At 65.1% G+C, this 10,949-nt stretch carries 10 protein-coding genes; 8 read left to right on the top strand and 2 right to left on the bottom strand.

Going from position 1 to position 10,949, the window contains the following annotated elements; all coding sequences use genetic code 11:
- The first annotated feature begins 25 nt into the window (after positions 1–25).
- The 5 genes from ACQR2C_RS13765 to ACQR2C_RS13785 all read left to right on the top strand — a co-directional run bounded on the left by ACQR2C_RS13765 (position 26) and on the right by ACQR2C_RS13785 (position 4,648).
- A complete protein-coding gene (locus ACQR2C_RS13765; RefSeq protein WP_315803479.1) occupies positions 26–1,486 on the top strand; it encodes a form I ribulose bisphosphate carboxylase large subunit in 1,461 nt (486 codons plus the stop codon).
- 75 nt (positions 1,487–1,561) lie between these two features.
- On the top strand, positions 1,562–1,981 hold the full coding sequence (locus tag ACQR2C_RS13770; RefSeq protein WP_315803480.1) for a ribulose bisphosphate carboxylase small subunit: 420 nt from the start codon (positions 1,562–1,564) through the stop codon (positions 1,979–1,981).
- 162 nt (positions 1,982–2,143) lie between these two features.
- Positions 2,144–3,088 carry a CbbX protein gene (cbbX, locus tag ACQR2C_RS13775; protein ID WP_315803503.1) on the top strand — a complete coding sequence of 315 codons (945 nt, stop codon included), beginning with the start codon at positions 2,144–2,146 and terminating at the stop codon, positions 3,086–3,088.
- Complete coding sequence (locus ACQR2C_RS13780) at positions 3,085–3,807, top strand: HAD-IA family hydrolase (protein ID WP_315803481.1); 723 nt, start codon at positions 3,085–3,087, stop codon at positions 3,805–3,807. The genes cbbX and ACQR2C_RS13780 overlap by 4 nt, the downstream gene beginning before the upstream one ends.
- Before the next feature lie 148 nt (positions 3,808–3,955).
- Positions 3,956–4,648: a TetR/AcrR family transcriptional regulator gene (locus tag ACQR2C_RS13785; RefSeq protein ID WP_315803482.1), complete on the top strand. Its 693-nt coding sequence runs from the start codon at positions 3,956–3,958 to the stop codon at positions 4,646–4,648.
- 9 nt (positions 4,649–4,657) lie between these two features.
- Here the strand turns inward: ACQR2C_RS13785 and ACQR2C_RS13790 are convergent, their stop codons facing one another.
- The gene (locus ACQR2C_RS13790) at positions 4,658–5,245 is read right to left on the bottom strand and encodes a PepSY domain-containing protein (protein ID WP_315803483.1); all 588 of its coding nucleotides are present in this window, start codon (positions 5,243–5,245) and stop codon (positions 4,658–4,660) included.
- A gap of 591 nt (positions 5,246–5,836) precedes the next feature.
- On the opposite strand from ACQR2C_RS13790, the gene ACQR2C_RS13795 reads away from it, so the two are divergent.
- Positions 5,837–6,652: a lytic murein transglycosylase gene (locus ACQR2C_RS13795; RefSeq protein WP_316183330.1), complete on the top strand. Its 816-nt coding sequence runs from the start codon at positions 5,837–5,839 to the stop codon at positions 6,650–6,652.
- A 96-nt stretch (positions 6,653–6,748) separates the two neighbouring features.
- Here ACQR2C_RS13795 and katG read toward each other — a convergent pair whose 3' ends face one another.
- Positions 6,749–8,929, bottom strand: a complete 2,181-nt coding sequence (gene katG, locus ACQR2C_RS13800) for a catalase/peroxidase HPI (RefSeq protein WP_434881350.1) — start codon at positions 8,927–8,929, stop codon at positions 6,749–6,751.
- Positions 8,930–9,158: 229 nt separating this feature from the next.
- Between katG and ACQR2C_RS13805 the strand changes: the two genes are divergently transcribed.
- Together ACQR2C_RS13805 and ACQR2C_RS13810 are read left to right on the top strand one after the other, a co-directional pair.
- Positions 9,159–10,088: a hydrogen peroxide-inducible genes activator gene (locus tag ACQR2C_RS13805; protein WP_315803486.1), complete on the top strand. Its 930-nt coding sequence runs from the start codon at positions 9,159–9,161 to the stop codon at positions 10,086–10,088.
- Between the two features lie 390 nt (positions 10,089–10,478).
- The gene (locus ACQR2C_RS13810) at positions 10,479–10,805 is read left to right on the top strand and encodes a hypothetical protein (protein ID WP_315803487.1); all 327 of its coding nucleotides are present in this window, start codon (positions 10,479–10,481) and stop codon (positions 10,803–10,805) included.
- The last annotated feature ends 144 nt before the right edge of the window (positions 10,806–10,949 follow it).

Here is a 10,949-nt window from a genome sequence, read left to right on the forward strand (position 1 = left end):
ACAACGAGACAGCCAGGAGGAACACATGAACGACCAATCGATCACCGTCCGCGGCAAGGATCGCTACAAGTCCGGCGTGATGGAATACAAGAAGATGGGCTACTGGGAGCCGTCCTACCAGCCCAAGGACACCGATGTCATCGCGCTGTTCCGCGTCACGCCGCAGGATGGCGTCGACCCGGTCGAGGCGTGCGCTGCCGTCGCCGGTGAGTCCTCGACCGCGACCTGGACAGTGGTGTGGACCGACCGCCTGACCGCCGCCGAGAAGTATCGCGCCAAGTGCTACCGGGTCGAGCCGGTGCCGGGCTCGCCGGGCAGCTATTTCGCCTACATCGCCTATGATCTCGACCTGTTCGAGCCGGGCTCGATCGCCAACCTGACGGCCTCGATCATCGGCAACGTGTTCGGCTTCAAGCCGCTGAAGGCGCTGCGGCTCGAAGACATGCGGCTGCCGGTGGCCTATGTGAAGACGTTCCAGGGGCCGGCGACCGGCATCGTCGTCGAGCGCGAGCGGCTCGACAAGTTCGGCCGTCCCTTGCTCGGCGCCACCGTCAAGCCGAAGCTCGGCCTGTCCGGCCGCAACTACGGTCGCGTGGTCTACGAGGCGCTGAAGGGCGGACTCGACTTCACCAAGGACGACGAGAACATCAACTCGCAGCCCTTCATGCATTGGCGCGAGCGCTTCCTGTATTGCATGGAGGCGGTCAACAAGGCGCAGGCGGCGACCGGCGAGATCAAGGGCACCTACCTCAACGTGACAGCGGCGACGATGGAGGACATGTATGAGCGTGCCGAGTTCGCCAAGGAGCTCGGCTCGACGATCATCATGATCGACCTCGTGATCGGCTACACCGCGATCCAGTCGATGGCGAAATGGGCACGCCGGAACGACATGATCCTGCATCTGCATCGCGCCGGACATTCGACCTACACGCGGCAGCGCTCGCACGGCGTGTCGTTCCGCGTCATCGCCAAGTGGATGCGGCTCGCCGGCGTCGACCACATCCATGCCGGCACCGTGGTCGGCAAGCTCGAAGGCGATCCCAACACGACCCGCGGCTACTACGACATCTGCCGCGAGGACTTCAACCCGATGCGGCTGGAGCATGGCGTGTTCTTCGACCAGAACTGGGCGAGCCTGAACAAGCTGATGCCCGTGGCCTCCGGCGGCATCCATGCCGGCCAGATGCACCAGTTGCTCGACCTGCTCGGCGAGGACGTCGTGCTGCAGTTCGGCGGCGGCACCATCGGCCATCCCCGCGGCATCGCCGCCGGTGCGACTGCCAACCGCGTCGCGCTGGAGGCGATGATCCTGGCCCGCAATGAGGGCCGCGACTACGTGCATGAAGGTCCTGAGATCCTGGCCAAGGCGGCACAGACCTGCACGCCGCTGCGCGAGGCGCTGGAGATCTGGAAGGACGTCACCTTCAACTACGAATCGACGGACTCGCCGGACTTCGTGCCGACCGTCACCCCTGCCGCTTGAACCACGTTCGATGCGTCGCCGTGCTGCGGGCCGGACATCGGCTCGCCCGGCAGCACAACATCAGGAGATTTCAACATGCGCGTGACCCAGGGTTGCTTTTCTTTCCTGCCCGACCTGACCGACGAGCAGATCACGGCCCAGATCCAGTACTGCCTCGAGAAGAACTGGGCCGTGAACATCGAGTTCACCGACGATCCGCATCCTCGCAACACCTATTGGGAGATGTGGGGGCTGCCGATGTTCGACCTGCGCGACGCCGCCGGCATCATGCGCGAGCTGTCCGAGTGCCGGAAGATCTATGGCGACCGCTACATCCGCATCTCGGCCTTCGACTCCAGCCATGGCTGGGAGTCGATCCGGCTGTCCTTCATCGTCAACCGGCCGCAGCACGAGCCGGGCTTCCGGCTCGATCGTCAGGAAACCGTCGGACGCAATCTGCGTTACTCGACGCGGTCCTATGCGGCTGAGCGCCCTGAAGGCGAGCGCTACTCATAAGAATACCGCGCTGAAGTCCCATCCCGTCGGGGAGGGGACTTCAGCGCCGGCTCTGCCGCATTGATCAAGTCCGATTCGACGGCGTCCCCTGCTTGCCGGAGTTCGCGGGAGGATCTGCCGCCAGCGTGTGCGAACTTCGGCCAAGCGGAGCACCAGCCCATGATGCAGGCCACGCAGGCGGATGCCGACAAGGCCACGCCGGTCGACACCGTCGACCTGCGCCGCGAGTTCGAGAGCGTCGACATCGCACCCGTGCTGGAGCAGCTCGACCGCGAGCTGGTCGGGCTCACCCCGGTCAAGACGCGAATCCGCGAAATCGCCTCGCTGCTGATGATGGAGCGGATCCGCCGCAAGATGGGGCTGGCGACGACGTTTCCGACCTTGCACATGTCGTTCACCGGCAATCCAGGCACCGGCAAGACCACGGTCGCGCTGCGCATGGCCGGCATCCTGCATCGGCTGGGCTTCGTCCGCCGCGGCCACGTCATCAGCGTGACTCGCGACGATCTCGTCGGCCAATATATCGGCCACACCGCGCCAAAGACCAAGGAGGTGCTGAAGAAGGCGATGGGCGGCGTCCTGTTCATCGACGAGGCCTATTATCTCTACCGTCCCGAGAACGAGCGCGACTACGGCCAGGAGTCGATCGAGATCCTGCTGCAGATCATGGAGTCGCAGCGCGAGGACCTCGTGGTCATTCTTGCCGGCTATGCCGACCGGATGGAGAAGTTCTTCCAGAGCAATCCCGGCTTCCGCTCGCGCATCGCCCACCACATCGACTTCCCCGACTATTCGGAAGCCGAACTGCTGACGATCTCCGAGATGATGCTGGAGGGGCAGAATTACCGCTTCACGCCGGAGGCCCGCGCCGCCTTCGAGAAGTACATCGCCGTCCGGCGCACCCAGCCCTTGTTCTCCAACGCGCGCTCGATCCGCAACGCGCTGGATCGGATCCGCCTGCGCCAGGCCAACCGGCTGGTGTCGCGGCTCGACCGCGTGCTGACGTCCGATGACGTGATGTCGATCGAAGCCAGCGACGTGCTGGCAAGCCGCGTGTTCGCCAAGGGGGCCGACGCGGGAGACGGCAGGGTGGAGGCGCAATCATGAGTCTGGCTCTGGTGAGGAACGCGCCGCTCGACGACCTCCGGCGCCGCATCGCCGACGCCGGCGCACTGATCTTCGACGTCGACGGCACGATGGCCGAGACCGAGGAGATCCATCGCGAGGCCTTCAATGAGGCGTTCGTCGCGGTGGGCATAGACTGGCACTGGGGCCGCCGCATCTACAAGGAGCTGCTGCGTGTCACCGGTGGCAAGGAGCGCGTCCGTGCGTTCGACCAGATGCGGCGCACGGGTCCGCCGCTCAGCGACGCCGTCGTTGCCCGGCTTCATCGCATCAAGACGGAGCGGTTTGCCGCGCTGATGGCCGACAAGGGCTGCCCGTTGCGCCCGGGCGTTCAAGCCTTGCTGGAGGCTGCCTCGGCCCGCGGGCAGCGGCTCGCGATCGCGACGACGACCACGCGCGGCAATATCGATGCCCTGTTGGCGCCCGTGCTGGGCGCCGACTGGGAGGCAGGATTTGCCGCCGTCGTGGCGGCCGACGATGTCGCGCGCAAGAAGCCTGCACCGGATGTCTACCTGGAGGTCTTGTCGCAGCTCGATCTACCCGCGGCCAGTTGCATCGCGATCGAGGACTCCGGTAACGGGTTGATGGCTGCGACCCGCGCCGGCGTTCCCGTGCTGATCACGCGCAGCCTCTACTTTCACGACGACACGTTCGACGGTGCGCTCGCCGTGCTCGATGACCTCGGGGAGTTTGTTGCCTGAGGTATTTTGAGGTGTTTGTGGTGATACGTTGCCGATTATGTACGCCACCATGCGCATAGCCGCGTGGCGTGGTCGTTCTATTGCCGTCTCGACAAGAACGTGTAATCCCTTGACGACATGTCTTCATGTCGAGTCGAGGTCGTTGAGTATGGCCCGCACGCAGGCCAAATTGAAACGTACGGACGTTGCCCGCACGGAAGCGTTTCGCGGGCGGGTGGGACGGCCGCCGAAGGCGCTCGCTGGAAACATCGAGGAGCGTATTCTGGACGCTGCGCGCGCGGTGTTTCTCGAGCGTGGCTTCGACGGTGCCAGCATCGACGAGATCGCTGAACGCGCCCCCGCCAGCAAGCCGACGATTTATGCCCGATACACCGGCAAGGCCGCCTTGTTTGCCGCCGTCGTCGCGCGCTCCATCAACGACGTGATGAATCTGGGATCCTACACGCCGGTGGCCGGCACCGCACAGGAGAAACTGGTCGGACTTGCCATCGCCATCGTCGATCGCGCGCTGAAGGACTCGCTGGGATTGTTACGGGTCACGATCGGGGAGGCTTACCGGTTTCCCGATCTCAGTTGTCAGTTTCATGACGTCTCACGCAAACGGGCCGCCCATGCCGTGGCGGTGCTGCTCGGCGAGACGATCGGCGCCTCGGCCACGACCGCCCGCCGGACGCCGTCGAAGGCGTCGGCCGCCTCTGCCGAGATCTTCATCGATCTGATCGTCATGCCGGTGATCATGCGCTCGCTCATGGGCGAGAGCGAAAGGACGATCCGCAGGGAGCTGCCCGGCTTCGTCCGTGACCGGGTCAAGACGTTCCTGACGCTTCAGCCGAAGGCGTGAGCGGCGCGATCAGCGTCGCCGCAGCGATGACGGTTCGAGCGTCACTTGCTTGAGATCGTTGCCGCTGACGACGACCACGACGAAGGCGAGCTTGCCGTCCTTGTTCATCAGGCCGCCACTGATCGCCCGGCCGGCCGCCGAGCGCTCGGCGATCCGAATCGCATCCGACATCTTGAGCCGGACCGTGGTGAGGGCAGCCAGGCTGTTACGGTCGCTTTCGCTCAGTCCATCCACGGTGGAGAACAGCACGCTGTTGCGCACCTTTGCCGTGGTGCCGTCGATGTCGGATTCCCAGATCCGTCCGCTCTGCAGGGTTCGGACCTTGTAGACGGGGGCGTCGAGCCCACCTTCGAAGCTGATGTCCGCGGTCTTGGAGCCCGGATGAATCCTCTCGGCGATCCGCAGCGCCTGGTGCAGTGACACCTCCGTCCGCCGGAACTTGTCGAGCTCGCGATCGATCGTCTCCTGACTCAGAGCCGGATCGGTGGAGACTTGTGGATCCCTCTCGGTCTGCATGCCGCTGCCGGTCCCGCCGACGGCGTGCGCCAGGGGAGTCCACGACAGCAGGATCACGCTCAAAAGAATGATTCGTTTCATGACGGCCTGCTGTCTCCGATCTCGGTCGGTGCTTGTAGAGCATTCCCTTGGGAAACGGTTGCGATAAAACGAAACTGTATCGTTTTATAATGATGGCCGGAGGACCTGTCAAGGTTGGCTCCCCCGGGAGGTGTCTGGATCCAGAAGGGACCCATTCCTGCGCGGCTCTCGAGGCCGCGGACGAGCGGAGCGGAGATCGTCGTCGAGGCCGACGATCTCGAGGTTGGTGATTCACCCGTCCATGCGCGAACGCGCCCGCGCGTCTCACGCCGCTCTCGCTAAACGAAACCGTATAATAATGCCGGGCGGGCCGAACTCCGATGCGGCCGCAGCCGGCATCGCGATCTCAGAAGGCGATCGTTGGAACCCGCATGGCGATCGGTTCCGCCAGCGGTGCTGGTGCGCACACAGGCGATGGTCGACGCTCGTTCATCTGCGGCTAATTCCCGCCCGGCTATGATTTTCTTCCATTTCCGATAGGTTGTCGCCGTTGCAAACCGGGGCAGCCGATATGACCGCCGCCAGCGGCGTCCGATGTCCCGCAGGATAATGGTGCGAGCCGCATCGGCGGACGCGACCAGAGGAGTCTGAATGAGCAAACGCCGGGCCATGATCACCTTCACGTTCACCGCCGCGACGCTGCTCGCTGCCTGCGGCGGCGTTGCGCAGGCGGCGCAGTGCGGCTCGTCGCCGGCGGGGTTCGAGGCATGGAAGCGCGAATTCAGCGAGGAGGCGAGGGCGAAGGGCGTCGGCGGCACCGCGATATCCGCGCTGATGCAGACCAACTACGCCTCGGCGACGATCGCGGCCGATCGTGGCCAGCGCAGCTTCTCGCTGTCGCTCGATCAGTTCCTCGTCAAGCGCGGCGCTGCTGCGATCGTCGCGCGCGGGCGCCAGCTCAAGCAGTCGCAGGCCGCGATGTTCGCCTCGATCGAGCAGCGCTACGGCGTGCCGCCCGGACCGCTGATCGCGATCTGGGGCATGGAGAGCGCGTTCGGCAGCCAGCGCGGCAATCAGCACATGCTGTCCTCGATCGCGACGCTCGCCTATGACTGCCGCCGTCCGGAGTTCTTCACCGACCAGCTCTATGCCGCGCTCAAGCTGATCGACCGCGGCGTGCTGTCTGGCAACACCCGCGGCTCGATGCATGGCGAGGTCGGGCAGACCCAGTTCATGCCGAAGAACATCCTGGCCTATGGCGTCGGCAATCTCGACGTCGCCGCCAATGCGCTCGCCTCGACGGCGAACTTCCTGCGTGCCAATGGCTGGAAGGCGGGCGCCGGCTATCAGCCGGGCGAGCCGAACTTCGCAGCCATCGAGGCCTGGAACGCCGCCGGCGTCTATCAGAAGGCGATCGCGCTGATGGGCCGCCAGATCGACGGCGGCGGCTCGGCCGCGGCGCGCTGACAGGCCCGCGACTGATAAGCCTGTTCCATCAAAAAAAGCGGCGCTTCATCGCTGAAGCGCCGCTTCTCTGTATGAGCAGTCAGTCGGCGTCTCGCCTCAGGCCTTCAGCTCGAACCGGTCGAGGTTCATCACCTTGGTCCAGGCGGCGACGAAGTCCTTGACGAACTTCTGCTTGGCATCCGAGCTCGCATAGACCTCGGCCAGCGCGCGCAGTTGCGAGTGCGAGCCGAAGATGAGGTCGGCGCGGGTGGCCGTCCACTTGATCGCGCCGGTCTTGCGGTCGCGGCCCTCGAAGGTGTGCTCGCCCTGATCGACCGGACGCCAGGCCACGCTCATGTCGAGCAGGTTGGCGAAGAAGTCGTTGGAGAGCGTCTCGGTCTGCGCGGTGAACACGCCATGCTTGGAGCCGTTGGCGTTGGCGCCGAGCACGCGCAGGCCGCCGACCAGCACGGTCATCTCCGGCGCGGTCAGGGTGAGCAGTTGCGCCTTGTCGACCAGCAGCTCCTCGCCGGACAGCCACTGCTTGCCGCTGAGATAGTTGCGGAAGCCGTCATGGGTCGGTTCGAGCACCGCAAACGATTCGACGTCGGTCTGCTCCTGCGAGGCGTCGGTGCGGCCCGGCGCGAACGGCACGCTCACCTCGACGCCGGCCTTCTTGGCGGCCGCCTCGACGCCGGCATTGCCGGCCAGCACGATCAGGTCGGCGAGCGACACCTTCTTGCCGCCGCTGGCCTGCGCGTTGAACTCCTTCTGGATGCCCTCGAGCGTCGAGAGCACCTTGGCAAGCTCGGCCGGGTTGTTGACCGCCCAGTCCTTCTGCGGGGCCAGACGAATGCGCGCGCCATTGGCGCCGCCGCGCTTGTCCGAGCCGCGGAAGGTCGAGGCCGAAGCCCAGGCGGTCGAGACCAGCTGAGAGACCGACAGGCCCGAGGCGAGGATCTTTGCCTTCAGCGACGCGACGTCCCTGTCATCCACGAGCGGATGATCGACGGCCGGCACCGGATCCTGCCAGATCAGGTCTTCCTTCGGCACCAGCGGGCCGAGGTAGCGCACCTTCGGGCCCATGTCGCGATGGGTCAGCTTGAACCAGGCGCGGGCGAAGGCGTCGGCGAACTGATCCGGATTCTCCATGAAGCGGCGCGAGATCTTCTCGTAGGCCGGATCGAAGCGCAGCGCGAGGTCGGTGGTCAGCATCGACGGCGCGTGGCGCTTGGACTTGTCGTGTGCGTCCGGCACCGTGTTGGCGCCGGCGCCGTGCTTCGGCTTCCACTGGTGCGCGCCGGCCGGGCTCTTGGTCAGCTCCCATTCATAGCCGAACAGATTCCAGAAGAAGTTGTTGCTCCACTTGGTCGGCGTCGTCGTCCAGATCACCTCGAGGCCGGAGGTGATGGTGTCGCCGCCCTTGCCCGAGCCGTATTTGCTGGCCCAGCCGAGACCCTGCTGCGCGATGTCGGCGCCCTCAGGCTCCGCCCCGACCAGCGACGCGTCACCCGCGCCGTGGGTCTTGCCGAAGGTATGACCGCCGGCGATCAGCGCCACCGTCTCTTCGTCGTTCATCGCCATGCGGGCGAAGGTCTCGCGGATGTCGCGCGCGGCCGCCAGCGGGTCGGGGTTGCCGTTCGGGCCTTCCGGGTTGACGTAGATCAGGCCCATCTGCACGGCAGCGAGCGAGCCGGCAAGCTGACGGTCGCCGCTGTAGCGCTCGTCGGCGAGCCACTTGCCTTCGGGACCCCAATAGATGTCCTGCTCCGGCTCCCAGGTGTCGGCGCGGCCGCCGCCGAAGCCGAAGGTCTTGAAGCCCATCGATTCCAGCGCGACGTTGCCGGTCAGCACGAACAGGTCGGCCCAGGAGATCTTCTGGCCGTATTTCTGCTTGATCGGCCACAGCAGGCGGCGGGCCTTGTCGAGGTTGGCGTTGTCGGGCCAGCTGTTCAGCGGCGCAAAGCGCTGCTGACCGGTGCCGGCGCCGCCGCGGCCGTCGCCGATGCGATAGGTGCCGGCGGCATGCCAGGCCATGCGGATGAACAGCGGACCATAATGACCGAAGTCCGCCGGCCACCATTCCTGCGAATCGGTCATGAGCGCGTGCAGGTCCTTGATCACCGCGTCGAGATCGAGGCTCTTGAATTCCTTGGAGTAGTCGAACGTCTCGCCGAGCGGATCGGACAGGTTCGAGTGCTGATGCAGGACCGACAGATTGAGCTGGTTCGGCCACCAATCCTTGTTCGAAAATCCCTTCAAGCCGCCCGAAAACGGGCACTTGCTGACGTCATCCATGTTTGCCTCCTGACGTGATCGTCATGGTTCCCCCTGGGGTGGGAGCCGGGACCCTACGCGGCTACTTCGATCAGGGGAAATTGAGATTGATGATCATAACGATAAGATTATCTGATGAACGCGGTGTGACGCCCGTCCAAACGCAAAACGATGCCAGACGTTGGCGACACACCTCAGGCTTGTAGTCAGGGAAAATTGACTTCGCGTCGATGAGCGATAAGATAATCTGATGATACATCTGACGATGCGGCAGCTTCGCTATTTCGACGCGCTGGCGCGTCTGGGGCATTTCGGCCGCGCCGCCGAGGCCTGTGCGATCTCGCAGCCGGCGCTGTCGATGCAGATCAAGGAGATGGAGGAGGCGCTCGGCGGCGTGCTGCTGGAGCGCAACGCCCGCCAGGTCGTGCTGACCCGGTTCGGCGAGCAGCTCGCCGAGCGCGTCCGCGAGATCCTTCGCTCGGTCGATGAGCTCGGCGATTTCGCCCGCGCCTCGCGTGACAAGCTCACCGGCCGGTTGCGGCTCGGCATGATCCCGACTGTCGCGCCTTATCTGTTACCCAAGGTGATCGGGAACCTGACGCGCAAGCATCCCGAGATCGACATCCACGTCCGCGAGTCCAAGACGCCGACCTTGATCGAGGAACTGGTCGAGGGCCGCCTCGATGCGGCGATCGTCGCGCTGCCGGTCTCGGAGCCCTCGCTGACCGAGGTCGCGCTGTTCGCGGAGAACTTCCTGCTGGTGCGGCCGCCGGAATATGAAGGCGCTGACGTGCCGAGCAGCGAGATGCTGCGCGAGATGCGGCTGCTGTTGCTGGAGGAGGGGCACTGCTTCCGCGACCAGGCGCTGTCGTTCTGCAACATGCAGGCGCCGCGCGAGATGCTCGATGCCTCCTCGCTGTCGACCCTGGTGCAGATGGTCGGCGCCGGCATGGGCGTGACGTTGATTCCGGAGATGGCGGTCGGCGTCGAGACGCGCTCGGCGTCGGTGTCGCTGGCGCGCTTCGCCGATCCGCAGCCGCAGCGCACGGTCGGCATGGTCTGGCGCAAGACCAGCCCGCTCGCCAAGCAACTGATGCAGATTTCCGAGATCGTCGGCAGCGCGGCCGAAGGTCTGCGCAAGCAGGCCGCGGCAGCGCAGGGCCGCAAGCGGCGCGGCTGAGCACCGCGCGTGACGACGCTGGCTGACGCCATCCCTGCTGCGTCCCGCCCGCGCCGTGTAGGAACGATCCGTCGTCGTGGCCCGTCACGTGCGGCTTTCCATGGCATAAGTCTTGTATCGATCTTCGCGAGCGGTCGAACGTCCGACGCGCACGCGGGGTGGCGATGCCGCCGGATCGTGATCTCGGTCGGTTGGCTCGCCGCTCGCGCCGATTGCTGATCGAGGCTGCGCACCTGGAGAACGGTCCATGCCTGAGCCGCTTCGACATGAGGGCCTCCGTCATTGCGGGGAGCGACGCGACGAGGCAACCCAGAGTCCCGCGATGGTTCTGGCTTGCTTCGCTGCGCTCGCAAGGAGAGAGCTCGTTCGGGGATGTGGCGAGGAGGTCGGGTGAAAATTGACGAGCGTGATGATGGCGTCCTGGCCTTTGTCGACACTGACGGCCGCATCTGGGCGCAATGTGCGCGTCCCTCTCAATATGCCGCCGACACCGACTACGTGATTGAAGGCCCGCTGAGCGGCTTTATCTACGAGGAGGGGACGTTCACGCCGGACAGCGAACAGGCGTTTCGCGCCTGGCTCGACGACCGCTTGATCAGCGACGGGATATTCCATGTCAAGGACAAGGAGACGGCGCTGTCCTTGTGTCGGCGGATCGCGGTGGCCGCGCGCGACATCCTGACCGACCGGTCGGCCTCGTCCCGTTGCCCGCGCTGATCGCTTGATCTTCCGTTAATAATAATTCTATTGCGTAATTTCAGAAATTGTGCTTATCTGTGCGTACCCCGCCTCGAGCAGAGGGACGTACGCGTCGTCACGATACGTTGAGGTGGGCTGCGATGGACGTGACGGCTGCGCCAG

The organism is Bradyrhizobium sp. HKCCYLRH3061 (assembly GCF_051168015.1).
In the GTDB taxonomy this organism is placed as follows: domain Bacteria; phylum Pseudomonadota; class Alphaproteobacteria; order Rhizobiales; family Xanthobacteraceae; genus Bradyrhizobium.

What these genes read in the sequence shown, in the direction of transcription:
- ACQR2C_RS13765 (WP_315803479.1), top strand. Translation starts at nt 26, where the DNA reads ATGAACGACCAATCGATCACCGTCCGCGGCAAGGATCGCTACAAGTCC.
- ACQR2C_RS13770 (WP_315803480.1), top strand. Translation starts at nt 1,562, where the DNA reads ATGCGCGTGACCCAGGGTTGCTTTTCTTTCCTGCCCGACCTGACCGAC.
- cbbX (WP_315803503.1), top strand. Translation starts at nt 2,144, where the DNA reads ATGCAGGCCACGCAGGCGGATGCCGACAAGGCCACGCCGGTCGACACC.
- ACQR2C_RS13780 (WP_315803481.1), top strand. Translation starts at nt 3,085, where the DNA reads ATGAGTCTGGCTCTGGTGAGGAACGCGCCGCTCGACGACCTCCGGCGC.
- ACQR2C_RS13785 (WP_315803482.1), top strand. Translation starts at nt 3,956, where the DNA reads ATGGCCCGCACGCAGGCCAAATTGAAACGTACGGACGTTGCCCGCACG.
- ACQR2C_RS13790 (WP_315803483.1), bottom strand. Translation starts at nt 5,245, where the DNA reads ATGAAACGAATCATTCTTTTGAGCGTGATCCTGCTGTCGTGGACTCCC.
- ACQR2C_RS13795 (WP_316183330.1), top strand. Translation starts at nt 5,837, where the DNA reads ATGAGCAAACGCCGGGCCATGATCACCTTCACGTTCACCGCCGCGACG.
- katG (WP_434881350.1), bottom strand. Translation starts at nt 8,929, where the DNA reads ATGGATGACGTCAGCAAGTGCCCGTTTTCGGGCGGCTTGAAGGGATTT.
- ACQR2C_RS13805 (WP_315803486.1), top strand. Translation starts at nt 9,159, where the DNA reads ATGATACATCTGACGATGCGGCAGCTTCGCTATTTCGACGCGCTGGCG.